Annotated in this window: 12 protein-coding genes; 7 read left to right on the top strand and 5 right to left on the bottom strand. The window is 61.2% G+C overall.

The window, feature by feature from the left end:
* Positions 1-175: 175 nt before the first annotated feature.
* Positions 176-736, bottom strand: a complete 561-nt coding sequence (locus O3301_RS26680) for an acyloxyacyl hydrolase (RefSeq protein WP_289912660.1) — start codon at positions 734-736, stop codon at positions 176-178.
* Positions 737-855: 119 nt separating this feature from the next.
* Between O3301_RS26680 and O3301_RS26685 the strand changes: the two genes are divergently transcribed.
* Positions 856-1,740: an NAD(P)-dependent oxidoreductase gene (locus O3301_RS26685; RefSeq protein ID WP_305058047.1), complete on the top strand. Its 885-nt coding sequence runs from the start codon at positions 856-858 to the stop codon at positions 1,738-1,740.
* Between the two features lies 1 nt (position 1,741).
* On the opposite strand, the gene O3301_RS26690 is transcribed toward O3301_RS26685, so the two are convergent.
* Positions 1,742-2,935, bottom strand: a complete 1,194-nt coding sequence (locus O3301_RS26690; protein ID WP_099666191.1) for a M20 aminoacylase family protein — start codon at positions 2,933-2,935, stop codon at positions 1,742-1,744.
* 206 nt (positions 2,936-3,141) lie between these two features.
* Between O3301_RS26690 and O3301_RS26695 the strand changes: the two genes are divergently transcribed.
* The 4 genes from O3301_RS26695 to O3301_RS26710 all read left to right on the top strand — a co-directional run bounded on the left by O3301_RS26695 (position 3,142) and on the right by O3301_RS26710 (position 9,966).
* Positions 3,142-5,217 (top strand): molybdopterin-dependent oxidoreductase, encoded by a 2,076-nt coding sequence (locus tag O3301_RS26695; RefSeq protein WP_305057957.1) that lies wholly within the window; start codon positions 3,142-3,144, stop codon positions 5,215-5,217.
* Positions 5,218-5,219: 2 nt separating this feature from the next.
* Positions 5,220-6,269, top strand: coding sequence for an aminopeptidase (locus tag O3301_RS26700; RefSeq protein ID WP_289912662.1), 1,050 nt, complete (start codon positions 5,220-5,222; stop codon positions 6,267-6,269).
* Positions 6,270-6,545: 276 nt separating this feature from the next.
* Positions 6,546-8,228 carry a long-chain fatty acid--CoA ligase gene (locus tag O3301_RS26705; RefSeq protein WP_289912663.1) on the top strand — a complete coding sequence of 561 codons (1,683 nt, stop codon included), beginning with the start codon at positions 6,546-6,548 and terminating at the stop codon, positions 8,226-8,228.
* A gap of 55 nt (positions 8,229-8,283) precedes the next feature.
* Positions 8,284-9,966 (top strand): long-chain fatty acid--CoA ligase, encoded by a 1,683-nt coding sequence (locus O3301_RS26710; protein ID WP_289912664.1) that lies wholly within the window; start codon positions 8,284-8,286, stop codon positions 9,964-9,966.
* Here the strand turns inward: O3301_RS26710 and O3301_RS26715 are convergent.
* Entirely contained in the window at positions 9,963-11,135 is a 1,173-nt protein-coding gene (locus O3301_RS26715; RefSeq protein ID WP_305057958.1) for an acyltransferase family protein, read from the bottom strand. The genes O3301_RS26710 and O3301_RS26715 overlap by 4 nt on opposite strands.
* Before the next feature lie 158 nt (positions 11,136-11,293).
* On the opposite strand from O3301_RS26715, the gene O3301_RS26720 reads away from it, so the two are divergent.
* Positions 11,294-12,160, top strand: coding sequence for a LytTR family DNA-binding domain-containing protein (locus O3301_RS26720; RefSeq protein WP_305057959.1), 867 nt, complete (start codon positions 11,294-11,296; stop codon positions 12,158-12,160).
* Here O3301_RS26720 and O3301_RS26725 read toward each other — a convergent pair.
* Positions 12,157-13,749, bottom strand: coding sequence for an alkaline phosphatase (locus O3301_RS26725; protein WP_305057960.1), 1,593 nt, complete (start codon positions 13,747-13,749; stop codon positions 12,157-12,159). The two genes, O3301_RS26720 and O3301_RS26725, sit on opposite strands and share 4 nt — an antisense overlap.
* Before the next feature lie 42 nt (positions 13,750-13,791).
* Positions 13,792-14,232 carry an acyl-CoA thioesterase gene (locus O3301_RS26730; RefSeq protein WP_052139932.1) on the bottom strand — a complete coding sequence of 147 codons (441 nt, stop codon included), beginning with the start codon at positions 14,230-14,232 and terminating at the stop codon, positions 13,792-13,794.
* A gap of 61 nt (positions 14,233-14,293) precedes the next feature.
* Here O3301_RS26730 and O3301_RS26735 point away from each other — a divergent pair, with 61 nt between their 5' ends.
* Complete coding sequence (locus O3301_RS26735) at positions 14,294-16,144, top strand: ABC transporter ATP-binding protein/permease (protein ID WP_305057961.1); 1,851 nt, start codon at positions 14,294-14,296, stop codon at positions 16,142-16,144.
* Positions 16,145-16,147: the final 3 nt, after the last annotated feature.

Consider the following 16,147-nt stretch of genomic DNA (forward strand, 5'->3'; position numbering starts at 1 on the left):
GCCGATGATAGTGCTGCAACCAGTGTGAAAGTAGGTTATCGTCAGGCTTGTTATGCGAAAAAACCCCTTCCGGTGATCCGGTTGGGGTTTTTTTACGTCTGGCGGTTTGGTTTTGTCAGCAGACAGGCGTAAAAAAGGCACCGCTACGCGGTGCCTTGTTCATTTGTCATAACCATTAAAAATGGTAAGCGACTTTGACATTCATGTAATTGACGCCGCTATTCGGTTTCTTGTAGCCGCCGTTCGAGAAATGCTGGATCTTCGCAGCGACTTCCCATTTGTTATTGAAGATATAGCCAACGCCGATATGGTCGCCGAACTGGAAGTGCGTCGACAGGCGGTTATCGTCGTTATCGTACAGCTTGGACAGCATGTGTACGCCAATGCCGCCTTCCGCATAGAAGCCCAGCTTGTTCGTGTTTTCAAAGCGGAACACGGGGGTAAAGCCCAGGTCCCACAGCTTTTGATGCTGGCCGGGGACATTGCGATAGCTCTTGCCATCCCAGCCGCCGATGCTGGCATCCCAGTAACCGCTCAGTTGTGTGCCATTCGATACGAACCAGGCCTTATCCCAGTTCGAGGTCACGCCGGCGCGTACCATTTGTACCTTCACGCCCTTGGCATATTCGCCGTAGACGGAGTCGATCAGTTTGTCGTCAGCGGCAAAGCCGGCGTTGGCTGCCATCAGCGCGGTAATGGCAGCGATGGATTTGAGGATATTCTTCTTGAAGGACATAGAGGCTTTCATCGTAAAATTGGCCGTAAGGCTCGTCTTGTTTGCGCAGACATCCAGTTTTGCACAGTGTTCCCGCCACCCGTTTGATTTCAGAGGTTCAATTGACATTCTCTACAAAAATCGCATTTCTCGGTATCGGTCTGATGGGGGATCCGATGGTCCGGTGCCTGCTGCGCGCTGGATATTCTGTCACAATTTGGAATCGCACGCACAGCAAGGCCCAAGTCCTGCGTGAGGCAGGGGCGCAGCCCGCCGTTTCCGTGGCCGGGGCGGTCAATGGCGCGGATGTGGTCATTTCGATGCTGGAAGCCGGTCCCATCGTGGCGCAGGTGCTGCAAGAGGCGCTGCCTGCCTTGCGTGCAGGGGCGCTCTGGGTCGATATGAGTTCCACCAAGCAAGCAGAAGCCCAGCAATTCCATGCCACCTTGCAGGCGGCAGGCCATGCCTTCATCGATGCGCCCGTGTCGGGTGGCGTCGGCGGGGCACAGGCGGGCACCCTGGCCATCATGGCCGGTGCCAGCACCAGCGATTACGCGCGGGTTGCAGTGATTCTGTCGGCCATGGGGCGCCCGACCCTGGTGGGGCCGGCCGGCAGCGGCCAGGTCGCCAAGCTATGCAATCAGCTGATCGTCGGCGCCACCCTGAATATCGTGGCGGAAGCGTTATTGCTGGCGCAGGCGGCCGGCGCCGATGCGAGCGCCGTACGGGCAGCGATACGTGGCGGTTTTGCCGAGAGCAAGATTCTGGAGGTGCATGGCCAGCGCATGCTGGAGCGCAATTTTGTTGCCGGTGGACAGGTGAAAAGCCAGATCAAGGACATGCACAACATCCTCGCGGCAGCGGAAGCGGCCCAGGTCACCTTGCCGGTGACGCAATTGGTGACGCAGCGCTATGAAACCCTTGCCGCCAGCCACCCGACGGCAGACCACGCGGCTGCCTTGCTGGCCCTGGAAGCGCTGAATCCGGGCCAGCGCCTGGGCACCGGTCCGGATAAGCTGAGCTGATTTACGTGACGGGCAGGCTCGCTTCGGCCAGCTTGACCCAGAAACTGGCGCCGATGGGCAGCAGATTGTCATTGAAGTCGTAGCTGCCATTGTGCAAGACGCACGGACCCAGGCCGTGGCCGCCATCGCGGTGCTCGCCATCGCCGTTGCCAATGAAGATATAGCAGCCAGCTTTTTCCTGCAGGAAAAAAGCGAAGTCTTCCGCGCCCATGGTCGGTTCAACATTCGCGTTGACCTTGTCGGCGCCCACCACGCTTTTCATCACTTCGACGGCAAAGGCCGTTTCCTTCGCGTGGTTGACCAGCGGCGGATAGTTGCGCTTGAAGTGGAAATCGACTTCCGCGCCAAAGGCGGCGGCCGTGTGCACGGCGATGTCGCGCATGCGCTCCTCGATCAGGTCCAGCACGGGTGTGGTGAAGGTGCGCACGGTGCCGACCAGGCTGGCGTCATCGGGAATCACATTGGTGGCGCTGCCCGCATGGATTTGCGTGATCGACAGCACGGCCGTGTCGAGCGGACTCTTGTTGCGGGTGATGACGGTTTGCCAGCTTTGCGCGATTTGCACGGCTACCATGACGGGGTCGATGCCCTTGTGCGGCTGGGCCGCGTGCGCGCCCTTGCCTTTGACGGTGACGTGGAATTCATTGCTGGACGCCATCATTGGCCCTTCCACCACGCTCAGGGTACCCGTTTCCGCGCCTGGCCAGTTGTGCATGCCGTAGATGGCATCCATGGGAAAGCGGGTAAACAAGCCGTCTTCGATCATTTCGCGCGCACCGGCGCCGCCTTCTTCCGCCGGCTGGAAGACGAGGTAGACCGTGCCATCGAAGTTGCGGTGTTGCGCCAGGTAATGGGCGGCGCCGAGCAGCATGGCCGTGTGGCCGTCGTGGCCGCAGGCGTGCATCTTGCCCGGATGGCGTGAAGCATGCTCGAAGGTATTCATTTCCTGCATCGGCAAGGCATCCATATCGGCACGCAAGCCGATGGCGCGCTTGGACGTGCCATGCTGGATGATGCCGACCACGCCAGTGCGGCCTAAGCCGCGTACCACGGGAATGCCCCATTCCGTCAGTTTGGCGGCGACCACGTCCGAGGTGCGCTGTTCTTCGTAGCACAGCTCGGGATGCGCGTGCAGGTCGCGGCGGATACCTTGCAACTCGGATTGAAACGCCAAGATCGGATCAACTAGTTTCATGGGACTCTCCTGTGGATGCTGGCGCGCAGCAATGTATGGCGCGCCGGACCACGCTTGTTTGATCAAAAACAGACGCGGCTAATAGTGCATTGTAGCCCTTGTTTGCCGGGTAAATCCAGCGCACGGACGTGCTTGCCACGGCGCCAACAGCAAGCGCGCGGAATGGTTTACAGTATCGCCTTCCCCCAACGTTTTTGGATTGCCCCATGACCACCACCCAAGTGCGCGCCGCCTGCCCGCTCGACTGCCCCGATACCTGCGCCTTGCTGGTCACCGTGACCGACGGGGTGGCAACAGCCGTCAAGGGCGATCCCGACCATCCGACTACGGCGGGCGTGCTGTGCACCAAGGTATCGCGCTTCACGGAGCGCACCTACCATGCGGATCGGCTGCTGCATCCGCTGCGCCGCGTGGGCAAGAAGGGGGAAGGAAAGTTCGAGCGCATCAGCTGGGAAGAAGCGCTGCAGACCATCGCGGCCCGTTTGAAACCGATCGCCGCGCGCGATCCTCAGGCGATCTTGCCGTACAGCTACTGCGGCACCATGGGCCTGGTGCAGGGCGAGTCGATGTCGTCGCGTTTCTTCAACCAACTCGGTGCTTCCTTGCTGGACCGCACCATCTGCGCCTCGGCGGGCGCCACGGGCTACCGCTACACGGTGGGCGCCAGCATAGGCACGGATCTGGAACAGTTCCAGAACGCCAAGTTGATCATCATCTGGGGCGGCAACCCGATCGCCTCGAATTTGCACTTCTGGATGCGCGCGCAGGAAGCCAGGCGCAATGGCGCCACCTTGATCGCCATCGACCCCTACCGTTCGCTGACGGCGGAAAAGTGCCATCAGCACGTCGCGTTGCTGCCGGGGACCGATGCGGCCCTGGCGCTGGGTTTGATGCATGTCTTGATTGTGGAAGATTTGCTCGATCATGATTACATCGAGCGCTACACTGTTGGCTACGATGCCTTGAAACAGCGGGCCCTGGAATGGCCGCCCGAGCGGGTGGCCGAAGTGTGCGGCATCACGGCCACGGAAGTGGTTGACTTGGCGCGCCTGTACGGCCAGGCGTGCCGCTCCGGCGAGGGCGCCGCCATCCGGGCCAATTATGGCGTGCAGCGCGTGCATGGCGGCGGCATGGCCGTGCGCAATATCGCCTGCCTGCCCGCCCTGACGGGCGCCTGGCGCCATCCGGCCGGCGGCATGCAGCTGTCGAGCTCGGGTTCCTTCCCCATCAACCGCAAGGCCCTGCAGCGCCCCGATTTGCTCAAAGGCACGCCGCGCACCATCAATATGAGCACCATCGGCGACGATCTGCTGAAAACGGCGTCGCCCGAGTTTGGCCCGCAAGTCGAGGCCGTGATCGTCTACAACTCGAATCCCCTGGCCGTGGCGCCCGATTCCTCGAAAGTGGCGCAGGGTTTTGCCCGTGAAGACTTGTTTACGGTCGTGCTCGAACATTTCCAGACCGATACCGTCGACTACGCCGACATCGTGTTGCCCGCCACCACGCAGTTGGAACACGTCGATACGCATGCCACCTATGGCCACCTGTACATGATGGCGAACAATGCGGCCGTGGCGCCGTTGGGCGAAGCGAAGGCGAATACGGAAATCTTCCGCCTGCTGGCCCAATACATGGGCTTTGATGACCCGTGCTTCCAGGAAAGCGACGATGCGCTGGCGGCCAAGGCGTTCGATGCGACGGATGCGCGCGCCGTGCATTTCGACTGGGAATCGCTGAAACGCACGGGCTGGCAAAAGCTGGCCATGCCGGAAGCGCCATTTGCCGAGGGGCGTTTCCCCACGGCATCGGGCAAGTGCGAATTGTATTCGGAAGCCATGGCGCTGGCGGGCCTCGATCCCTTGCCCGCGTATATCGCGCCGCACGAATCGCTGGCCAGCAATCCCGCGCTGGCGGCCCGCTATCCGCTGGCCATGATTTCCCCGCCGGCGCGCAATTTCCTCAATTCTACCTTTGTGAACGTGAAAAGCCTGCGCGCGGCCGAAGGCGAGCCGCACCTCGATATCCATCCCGACGATGGCGCCGCGCGCGGCATCGTGGCCGGCGACATGGTGCGCATATTTAATGACCGCGGCAGCTTTGTGGCCAAGGCCAGGGTGACGGACAAGGCGCGACGGGGCCTGGTCGTGGGCTTGTCCGTGTGGTGGAAGAAACTCGCCAGCGACGGCAAGAACGCCAACGAAGTGACCAGCCAGCGCCTGACGGACATGGGCCGCGCGCCGACCTTCTACGATACGCTGGTCGAAGTGGAAAAGGCTGCCTGACCATGGCGCGCTGGCCGGCCCGCTTGCTCGTCGGCACGGTATGCCTGCTGCTGGGCGGCTGCACGCAGTTGCGCTACTACACGCAAGCGGCGCAGGGGCAATATGCCCTGTGGTCCGGCGCGCGCCCTATCGGCGACTGGCTCGATGATCCGGCTACCGAGCCGCGCCTGAAAGTGCGTCTGGCCAAGGCGCAGCAAATCCGCCGCTTTGCCGTCAGCGAGCTGGACTTGCCCGACAATGGCAGCTACAAGAACTATGCGGCGCTGCGGCGCCCGTTTGTGCTGTGGAACGTGGTGGCCACGCCGGAATTGTCGCTGCAGCCGCTGCAATGGTGTTTTCCCATCGCCGGCTGCGTCAGCTATCGCGGCTATTACAGCAAGGAGGAGGCGCTCGCGTATGCCGACGAGTTGCGAGCCCAGCATTACGACGTCCAGGTGGGTGGCGTGCCCGCGTATTCCACCCTGGGCTGGTTCGACGATCCCCTGCTGTCGACCTTTATTCACTACAACGATGCGGAACTGGCGCGCCTGATCTTCCATGAGCTGGCGCACCAGGTGGTGTACGTGCCTGGCGACTCGGCCTTCAACGAGTCGTTTGCCAGTGCCGTGGAAGAGGCGGGCGTGCAGCGTTGGCTGGCGCGCGAGGGCAACGACAGCATGCGCGCGGCGTATGCCCAGTATGCGGCGCGGCGGCAGGATTTCCTGGCCTTGCTATTGAAATACCGGGGCGAACTGGAGTCCGTGTATGCGAGCGACGCCAGCGATGCGGACAAGCGCGCGCGCAAGGCGCAGGTATTTGCGGCATTGCAAGAAGCGTATCAGGTCCTGAAGAAAAACTGGGGTGGTTTTGCCGGTTACGACCGCTGGTTCGAGCAGCCATTGAGCAATGCGCACCTGGCTTCCGTGTCTACCTACAATGAATTTTTGCCGGCCTTCAAAAAATTGCTGGAAGAAAAAAAGAACTTTCGTGCTTTTTATGCTGCAGTGCACACAATGGCCCAGATCAAGAAGCCTGAGCGCAGGCAGGCGCTGGAACAATTGTCCAGCCCGTGACCCGTAAAGATTGTCTCGGACGTCAAGGCGAACGATCCTGCAACAGCGTATTTATCATGTTGCAGTGCAGCACAAAATACCCCTAGAGTTGCCGCTCGAATACTGTTGAAAGCGCTTGCATGGAAGCCCGGCGCCCGATAGCATCGCATTAGTAGCATAGAGCAATTGCTCGTCAGAATGCTCAAACTGACTGCAGGACGACAGAATCCGCAGCAATGATCCGCGCCGGCAGGGTGCGCCGGCTCCCCCACGATTATTCGAGACAAGAGGCACAGGATGGAAAAAATTTGGCTGAAGTCGTATCCTCCCGGCGTCCCCGCCGACATCGATCCTGATCAATATCGTTCGCTGGTGCATTTGCTGGAAGAAGCGTTTCAGAAATATGCGGATCGCAATGCCTATGTCTGCATGGACAAATTCCTCACCTATGCCGAACTCGACACCTATTCGCGCCAACTGGGCGCCTGGCTGCAAAGCCGCGGCCTGAAGAAGGGCGCGCGTGTGGCCCTGATGATGCCGAACGTGCTGCAGTATCCGGTGGCGATCGCCGCCGTCCTGCGCGCCGGCTACACGGTGGTCAACGTCAACCCTTTATATACGCCGCGCGAACTCGAGCATCAGCTCAATGATTCGGGCAGCGAAGCCATCATCGTGCTGGAAAACTTCGCCCATACGCTGGAACAGGTGCTGGGCAAGACGGCCGTCAAGCACGTCGTCGTCGCCAGCATGGGCGAAATGCTGGGCGGCTTGAAGGGCATGATCGTCAATTTTGTCGTGCGCAACGTCAAGAAGATGGTGCCCGCGTATTCCTTGCCGAACGCCATGCGCTTCAAGCAGGCGCTGGCGCTGGGCAGCCGCATGAAACTCACGCCCGTCGAGCTGAGCGTCAATGACGCTGCCTTCCTGCAATACACGGGCGGTACGACGGGCGTGTCGAAAGGCGCGACCTTGAGCCACCGCAATGTGATCGCCAATGTGCTGCAGAGCGAAGCGTGGTCGGGCGCGGCGCTCGACCAGAACAGCAAGGAACAGATGATCGTCGTCTGCGCCTTGCCGCTGTACCATATCTTTGCGCTGACGGCGTGCGCGATGTGGGGCACGCGGGTGGGCGCCCTGAATATCCTGATCCCGAATCCGCGCGATATTCCGGGCCTGATCAAGGAACTGGGCAAGTACAAATTCAACCTGCTGCCAGCGGTCAATACCTTGTATAACGCACTGGTGAACCACCCCGATTTCGCCAAGCTCGATTTCTCGGGCTTGAAGATCGCCAATGGCGGCGGCATGGCGGTGCAGCAAGCCGTCAACGACAAGTGGCTGCAAGTGACGGGCGTGTCCATCATCGAAGGCTATGGCTTGTCGGAAACATCGCCCGTCGCCACCTGCAACCGCGCCGACAGCACGGCGTTTTCCGGCACCATCGGCTTGCCCGTGCCCTCGACCGACATCGCCATCCTCGACGATGACGGCAAGGAAGTGCCGCTGGGCCAGACGGGCGAAATCGCCATCCGCGGCCCGCAAGTGATGAGCGGCTACTGGAACCGTCCCGACGAGACGGCCAAGGTCATGACACCCGATGGCTACTTCAAGTCGGGCGACGTGGGCATCATGGACGAGCGCGGCTACGTGAAGATCGTGGACCGCAAGAAAGACATGATTCTCGTTTCCGGCTTCAATGTGTATCCGAACGAAGTCGAAGCCGTCATCGCGGCCCATCCTGGCGTACTCGAGTGCGCCTGCGTGGGCGTGCCGGACGAACACTCGGGCGAAGCCGTGAAAGTGTTTGTCGTGCGCAAGGATCCGAACCTGACCCAGGCAGTGCTGGCCGCGTACTGCAAGGAACAATTCACGGGTTACAAGCGGCCGAAATACATCGAGTTCCGCGATGAACTGCCGAAGACCAACGTCGGCAAGATTTTGCGTCGCGCTCTGCGTGACGAAACAAAGATAGCAGCATAAACAGTGTGGGATGCGCCAGGAGGCGCGTCCCTATTACAGATAAAGATGAGGCGAGATGGACAAGATTTGGTTGAAGTCGTACCCGGACAGCGTTCCCGCAGAGATTGATTGCACGCAATACCGTTCCGTCACGCATTTGCTGGAAGAGTCGTTCCAGAAATATGCGGACCGCAACGCCTTCGTGTGCATGGATAAATTCCTCACCTACCGCGAGCTTGACCAGCTGTCGCAACAGATGGGCGCCTGGCTGCAAAGCAAGGGCCTGCAAGCGGGCGCGCGCGTGGCGATCATGTTGCCGAACGTGTTGCAGTATCCGGTGGCCATGGCGGCGATCTTGCGCGCCGGCTACACCGTGGTGAACGTCAATCCGCTGTACACGCCGCGCGAATTACAGCACCAGCTGATCGATTCGGGCAGCGAAGCGATCATCGTGCTGGAAAACTTCGCCACCACGGTGGAACAGGTATTGCCGCATACCCAGGTCAAGCATGTGATCGTCGCCACCATGGGCGACTTGCTCGGTGGCTTGAAGGGCACCATCGTCAACTTCGTCGTGCGCAAGATCAAGAAAATGGTGCCCGCGTTTTCCTTGCCGGGCGCCATCAGCTTCAACAAGATGCTGGCCGAGGGTGCCCGTTTGACCTTGACGCCGGTACAGCAGGGACATGACGATATCGTCTTCCTGCAGTACACGGGCGGCACGACAGGCGTGTCGAAAGGCGCGATGTTGTTGCACCGTAACGTGATCGCCAACGTGCTGCAAAACGAGGCGTGGATGTCGCCCGTGATGACCAAGGAAATGCGCGCCACCTCGATGGGCTTCATGTGTGCCTTGCCCCTGTATCACATCTATTCGCTGACGGTCAGCGCCCTGATGGGCATGCGCCTGGGCGGCATGAGCGTGCTGATCCCCAACCCGCGCGACATCCCCGGTTTCGTCAAGGAGTTGTCCAAGCACAAGATCGTCGTCTTCCCGGCAGTTAATACTCTGTATAACGCGCTGCTGAACAATGCCGACTTCGCCAAGCTCGATTTTTCCAGCTATAAAGTGTGCAATGGCGGCGGCATGGCCTTGCAGCGCAATGTGGCCGAACGCTGGCTGAAATTGACGGGTTGCCCGCTGATCGAAGGCTATGGCATGTCGGAAACGTCGCCTGTGGTGACGGGTAACCGTGTCGACATCACGGAATTCACGGGCACCATCGGCTTGCCTTTCCCGTCGACGGAAGTGGCGATTTTGAACGACGATGGCGTGGAAGTGCCGCTGGGCGAACCGGGCGAAATCGCCGTGCGTGGCCCGCAAGTGATGGCGGGATACTGGCAGCGTCCGGACGAGACGGCCAAGTCGATGACGGCCGACGGCTATTTCAAGACGGGCGACGTGGGCGTCATGGATGAGCGCGGCTACGTGAAGATCGTGGACCGCAAGAAAGACATGATCATCGTTTCCGGCTTCAATGTGTATCCGAACGAAGTGGAAGATGTGGTTGCGTCGTGCCCGGGCGTGCTGGAATGCGCCTGCATCGGCGTGCCGGATGCCAACTCGGGCGAAGCCGTGAAAGTGTTTGTCGTGCGCAAGGATCCGAACCTGACGGTGGAACAGATCCGCGAGCATTGCAAGCATGAGTTGACGGCGTACAAGAAGCCGAAATACATCGAGTTCCGCGATGAATTGCCGAAAACCAATGTCGGCAAGATCTTGCGCCGTCAATTGCGCGACGAAAAGAAAGCGGCTTAACTCGCCGCCAGGGCTGTGTCCGCCGCCACGGCTTGCCGTGGCCGGGCGGGCAAGCCGAAGCAGGGACGCAGCCAGCTCACCTTGCTGATCAGCAGCGACGTCCCCAGCCAGCAGGTCGCCACCGTGCCTGCCAAGATCAGCAGCGGCTCGAGCACGGGGCCCAGCTGCAACGGCACCAGCCAGTAGGCCAGCAGCACGATCGCGCTCTGGTGCAATATGTACCAGGGAAAGACGGCCTGGCGCGCCCATGGCAGCCAGGCAAACGGTTTATTCAGCAAGGTGTGCGACCAGCCCAGGATGGCGCAGATGGCCAGCCACATGTACAGGTTGCGCATGGGCCAGGAGCCAAACGAGGCCCAGGTCAGCAGGTTTTCCGAAGCCACCAGGTCAAAACCAAGATACACGGCAAACGCGCAGGGTGCCAGCAGCAGCGCCTGCCAGCGCAAGCGCGCCAGTTCCTGCCACCCTCCCTTGTCATTGCCCAGCCACCAGCCATACAGATACATGGTGAAATAGATGGCGTGCGCGTACCAGTCCTTGAGCAGCGCATGGGTTTCCGGATAGCGCAGCTTCAGGAAAGCCGTTGCCGCCAGCGTTGGCAGGGCGGGCAGGACCAGCAGGCGCCAGCCGCGCAGGCCCGCAAACAGCGGTCTCGCCTTGGCCAGCAGTGGCTGCAAGGTCACCAGCACGATGGTGTACAGCAACAGATACACCAGATACCACAGATGGTTCCACGTAAAACTGGTCTTCCAGCCCGTAAATGCGCCGGCCGGCCAGGCATGGCCGCCAAAGTAGTGCAGCAGGAATGATCCATAGCCAGGCTCGACCAGGCCGTTGCTGACACCCTCGCAATACGGTTGCACGGGGATCACCACCAGCACGCCAAACAGCAAGGGCAGCAACAGGCGCTTGAACCGGCGCCACAGGAAAGTGCCCCTGGACGTGTGCGTCATCATGGCGCAGGACACGCCGGAAATGAGGAACACGATTTCCATGCGCCACCGGTTGATAAAGACCATGGGAAAGTTCAATGTTTCCGTCAAGTAAGTACTTTTTATGTGGAACGCGGCGCCATCCAGGTACAGCATGGCCGTGTGGTAGACGATCAGTAGGCTGAAGACAAGAAAGCGCAAGGCATCGATATCGTAACGGCGGGAATCTGTGGTCATGGTCGTGGGGTCCGTCGGTCAGGGAATGCCCCAGCATAGGCAGGCCGCAGGGGGCGAACCAGCGAAAAGTGATCAATCGCGGGCTGTTTGTGACGAGCGGTGGCGCTGGGACGGATTTGGGACCTTACAATCATGCAACTTATTCACTGTCCGTCACCATGCGCCTCTCTTCCACCGATTTGTTGCAACGATATCAACGCTGGCGCCAGATCGCCGAGCCAGCTTTCTGGATCGTCCTGTATCTGCTGCAAACGTCGCTCAACTGCTGGATCAGCTGGGCCGACCGCGTGCGTGCCGGGCTCGATACGCCCTTCTGGGAAGTGGCCGTGTGGGAGTGGAGCAGCAACCTGGTGCTGCTGGCGCTGGTACCGGTGGTGATCCTGGCTAACCAGTTTCGCCCCTTGCACCTGGTTTTCCAGCGCCAGAACCTGCGCTGGCACCTGGCCGCGTCGCTGGTCTACAGCCTCGTGCATGTGCTGGCCATGGTGGCCTTGCGCAAACTGGCTTACTGGAGCGCCGGCAGCGACTACGATTTCGGTAACTGGTGGCGCGAGTTGCCGTATGAATATATCAAGGATGTACGTACTTACTTCTCCATTTTATTGTTCACGGGCTTTTACCAGTTGCTGTTGATGCGCTGGCAAGGCGAGGCGACCCTGCTGGGCGAACCCGACGAAGGGCCTGCCGTGGAACCGGTGCAGCAGCCGGAACGCTTTCTGGTGCGCAAGCTGGGCAAGGATTTTCTGCTGCCGGCCTTTGAGATCGAGTGGATACAGGCGTGGGGCAATTATGTGAATCTGCATGTGCGCGGCCACGACTATCCGCTGCGCTCGACCATGGCCGCCATCGAGCGCCGCCTCGACGGCAAGCGCTTCCTGCGCGTGCACCGCAGTTACATCGTCAACCTCGACTTTGTGCGGAGCATCGTGCCGCTGGAGTCGGGCGATGCGCGCGCGGTGCTGTCCACGGGTGGCGAAGTACCCGTCAGCCGGCGCTACCGCGACGCCTTGAAAAGCATAGGCTAGATGCGTTGTACGCCAGCCTTGCCGTCCTGGACGGTGAAACTGGCCAGTGTCGCGATGGCCGACGCGCTGTCGCGCACGTTTTCCAGGCCCTGGAACAGGGCCGTGGTTTTCTCCGGCGTGATGTCCAGCAACATATACCCGCGCTTGTCGCTGCGTCCGTAGCGGATGTGCGGGTTCATCGCCACGTACTGCTCCGTGCGTGCCTGCGGGCGGGAACTCGACGTGATTGAGGTACCGCAAAACTCGGTGGCCAGCACGGGATTATCCTTGCCGGCAGGGCGCATGGCGTTGCGGCTCAGTTCGGTGGCATAAAAGGTGTGCACGTCGCCCGACAGTACCAGCGGGTTGCTGGCCTTGCTGCTGCGCAAGGCGTCGAGCAAGTGCTGGCGCGCCATGGGATAGCCATCCCAGCCATCGGTCCAGATGCGTTCGTCGCCGGGCCGCAGGATGGGCACCTGGCTCGATTGCGCCATCAGGGTTTGCTGGGTCAAAATGTTCCAGCGCGCGGGAGAATCATCGAGGCCGGCTTGCAGCCAGCGCTGCTGTTCCTCGCCCAGCATCGTGCGTTCGGGCTTGCGCAAGTCGGGACAGTTACGCGTGGTGACGGAATTCGAGCCGCCGCGGCCCGGCTTGGCGCACGCATGGTAGGCGCGGTATTGCCGGTCGTCCAGCACGTGGAAGCGCGCCAGGCGGCCCCAGTCATAGCGCTGGTAGATGCGCATGTCGACAAAGCCCCGCCGGCCCAGCGGCAGCAGGCGCAGCGGCATGTGTTCATAAAATACCTGGTAGGCGGCCGCGCGGCGCTGCAAAAAAGCAGGCGTGAGCAATTCGTCGCGGTCATTGCCGTAATCGTTGGCCACTTCATGGTCGTCCCAGGTGACGATCCACGGCGCGGCCAGGTGCGCGCCCTGCAAGTCGTGGTCGCTCTTGTATTGCGCATAGCGGGCGCGGTAGTCGTCCAGAGTAAAACTTTCATGCGTGCGCACGGCCCGGCTCGGGTGCTGCAGCTGGTATGGACCCCATTCGTAGATGTAGTCGCCAAGGAAGGCCACCAGGTCGGGCGCGGCGGCGGCGATGTGCCGGTGCGCCGCGTAGGCGCCGAATTCCCAATGCTGGCACGAGGCGACGGCCAGCTTCAGCGAGGCGGGCATGGAGCCGGGCTCGGGCGCCGTGCGCGTGCGGCCCACGGGGCTGACGGCGTCGCCCAGCATGAAGCGGTACCAGTACCAGCGCCCGGGCGCCAGGCCGCCCACATCGACGTGCACGCTGTGCGCGAGGGCGGGCGTGGCCGTGGCTTGCCCCTTGGCGGCGATGCGCCGGAACGCCTCGTCGTCCGCCACTTCCCAGCGCACGTTCAGGGCGATGGCGGGCGTGGCGCTGGCATGCAGCGGGTCGTAGCAGATGCGCGTCCACAGCACGACGGCGTCCGGCAAGGGCGAGCCGGAAGCGACGCCGAGCGCAAACGGGTAGCCGGCGCCGTTCAGGCGCGTGGCAGCGCTCGCGCTGGAACCGGACAGCACGCTGCCGGCCGCGGCCAGCGCACCGATGCGGGCGGCGCTCTGCAGGAGGATGCGGCGCTGGCTATCCATGCCGTCTGAAAATAAAACGTGGGATTAATGTAACAGCGACAATCAAGGCGACAGCAAGGTCTCGATCGGCGGCACTTTGCGCGGTTTGCGGTCGGAGTCCGTCGCCACGTAGATCAGGGTGGCTTCCGTGACTTTCACGATGCACGCCTGCAGGCGGTTGCGTTCGGCATACACCTCGACATTGACGGTGATCGAGGTATTGCCAACCTTGACGATGTCGGCGTAGAAGGACAGCAGATCGCCGACGAAGACGGGGTTTTTGAAGACGAAGGAGTTGACGGCGATGGTGGCGACACGGCCGTTGGCGCGCCGCGTGGCCGGCAGGGAACCGGCGATATCGACCTGCGCCATGATCCAGCCGCCGAAGACGTCGCCGTACACATTGGCGTCGGACGGCGCGGGCATCATGCGCAATTCCGGCATTTTTCCGGCGGGCAGGCCGGAGGCGAGGCAGTTGTCGGGACGGTCGGGGGAGGTGCTCATCTTTTATTCTCATGAAAGGCTACAATTGCCCCGATTGAACCATAAAAAGCCGACCTTCGCCATGCGCCGTTCCCAGACTCCCCCTCCGCCCCGCTCGCCAGCCTCCGCCAGCCACAGCGATTTCGCCACCATCAAGACCTTGCTGCCGTATCTCTGGGTCTACAAATGGCGAGTGCTGCTGGCGCTCCTATGCCTGGTGGGCGCCAAGCTGGCCAACGTGGGCGTGCCCCTGATCCTGAAAAAACTCGTCGATGCCATGACGATCACGGCTGCCCATCCGCAAGCGCTGCTGGTGTTGCCGGTCGGCTTGCTGGTGGCGTATGGCTTGCTGCGCCTGTCGACCACCCTGTTTACGGAATTGCGCGAATTCCTGTTCGCGCGCGTCACGCAGCGGGCCGTGCGCACCATCGCCCTGCAAGTGTTCCGCCACCTGCATGCCTTGTCCCTGCGCTTTCACTTGAACCGGCAAACGGGCGGCATGACGCGCGACATCGAGCGTGGCACGCGCAGCGTCGGCTCGCTCATTTCCTACACCCTGTTCAACATCCTGCCGACCCTGGTGGAAATCACCCTCGTGCTCGGCTACTTGGTCTTGCACTACGACATCTGGTTCACCGTGATCACGGCAGTGGCGCTGGTGTCCTATATCGCGTTTACCGTGCTGGTGACGAACTGGCGCACGCATTTCCGCCGCACCATGAACGACCTTGATTCCAAGGCAAATACCAAGGCCATCGATTCGTTGATCAACTATGAAACCGTCAAGTATTTCGGCAACGAGGATTACGAGGCGAAGCGCTACGACGAGGGTTTGCAGCGCTATGAATCGGCGGCCGTGAAATCGCAGACTTCCTTGTCCCTGCTCAATACGGGCCAGTCGCTGATCATCGCCACGGCTGTTACCCTGATTCTGTGGCGCGCCACGGTGGGTGTCATCAACGGCACGATGACTTTGGGCGACCTGGTGCTGGTGAACGCCTTCATGATCCAGCTGTACATTCCCCTCAATTTCCTGGGCGTCATTTACCGCGAAATCAAGCAAAGTCTGGCCGACATGGAGCGTTTGTTTTCCTTGCTGAACGAGAACCGCGAAATCGCCGATACGCCGGAAGCCAAGCCGCTCGTCACGCGGGGCGCGGCCGTGCGCTTTGCGCATGTGGATTTCAGCTATGAAGCCAAGCGGCAAATCCTGTTCGACGTGGATTTCCAGATTCCCGCCGGCACCACGACGGCCGTGGTGGGGCATAGCGGCTCGGGCAAGTCGACCCTGTCGCGTTTGCTGTTCCGTTTCTATGAAGTCGATGGCGGCGGCATCACCATCGATGGCCAGGACTTGCGCGCCATCACGCAGGATTCCCTGCGCGCAGCCATCGGCATCGTGCCGCAGGATACAGTGCTGTTCAACGACACCATCGAATACAACATCGCCTACGGCAAGCCGGGCGCCAGCAAGGAAGCCATCGTGGCGGCAGCCAAAGCGGCGTCGATCCATGATTTTATTGAAAGCTTGCCAGATGGCTACAACTCCATGGTGGGCGAGCGAGGGCTAAAACTGTCGGGCGGCGAAAAGCAGCGCGTGGCTATCGCCCGCACCTTGCTGAAAGACCCGGCTATCCTGATCTTCGACGAAGCCACCTCGGCGCTCGACTCCAAGGCCGAGCAGGCGATCCAGTCGCAGCTGAAGGACATCGCCAAAAACTGCACCACCCTGGTCATTGCGCACCGCCTGTCGACGGTGGCGGATGCCCAGCAAATCCTGGTGCTCGACCATGGCCGCATCGTCGAGCGGGGCACGCATCCGCAATTGCTGGCGCTCGATGGCCTGTACGCGCAGATGTGGCAACGCCAGCAGGCAAATATGGACGACGAGGCGCAAGAGGACGAGTTGGCGGGGCTGGCGCCGGCAAAATAAATC

It is taken from the genome of Janthinobacterium sp. SUN211 (assembly GCF_030587315.1).
In the GTDB taxonomy this organism is placed as follows: Bacteria; Pseudomonadota; Gammaproteobacteria; order Burkholderiales; family Burkholderiaceae_D; genus Janthinobacterium; species Janthinobacterium kumbetense.

Bases quoted from the DNA above. Each gene is read 5' to 3' on its own strand.
- O3301_RS26680 (WP_289912660.1), bottom strand. From the start codon at position 736: ATGTCCTTCAAGAAGAATATCCTCAAATCCATCGCTGCCATTACCGCG.
- O3301_RS26690 (WP_099666191.1), bottom strand. From the start codon at position 2,935: ATGAAACTAGTTGATCCGATCTTGGCGTTTCAATCCGAGTTGCAAGGT.
- O3301_RS26695 (WP_305057957.1), top strand. From the start codon at position 3,142: ATGACCACCACCCAAGTGCGCGCCGCCTGCCCGCTCGACTGCCCCGAT.
- O3301_RS26700 (WP_289912662.1), top strand. From the start codon at position 5,220: ATGGCGCGCTGGCCGGCCCGCTTGCTCGTCGGCACGGTATGCCTGCTG.
- O3301_RS26705 (WP_289912663.1), top strand. From the start codon at position 6,546: ATGGAAAAAATTTGGCTGAAGTCGTATCCTCCCGGCGTCCCCGCCGAC.
- O3301_RS26710 (WP_289912664.1), top strand. From the start codon at position 8,284: ATGGACAAGATTTGGTTGAAGTCGTACCCGGACAGCGTTCCCGCAGAG.
- O3301_RS26715 (WP_305057958.1), bottom strand. From the start codon at position 11,135: ATGACCACAGATTCCCGCCGTTACGATATCGATGCCTTGCGCTTTCTT.
- O3301_RS26720 (WP_305057959.1), top strand. From the start codon at position 11,294: ATGCGCCTCTCTTCCACCGATTTGTTGCAACGATATCAACGCTGGCGC.
- O3301_RS26725 (WP_305057960.1), bottom strand. From the start codon at position 13,749: ATGGATAGCCAGCGCCGCATCCTCCTGCAGAGCGCCGCCCGCATCGGT.
- O3301_RS26730 (WP_052139932.1), bottom strand. From the start codon at position 14,232: ATGAGCACCTCCCCCGACCGTCCCGACAACTGCCTCGCCTCCGGCCTG.
- O3301_RS26735 (WP_305057961.1), top strand. From the start codon at position 14,294: ATGCGCCGTTCCCAGACTCCCCCTCCGCCCCGCTCGCCAGCCTCCGCC.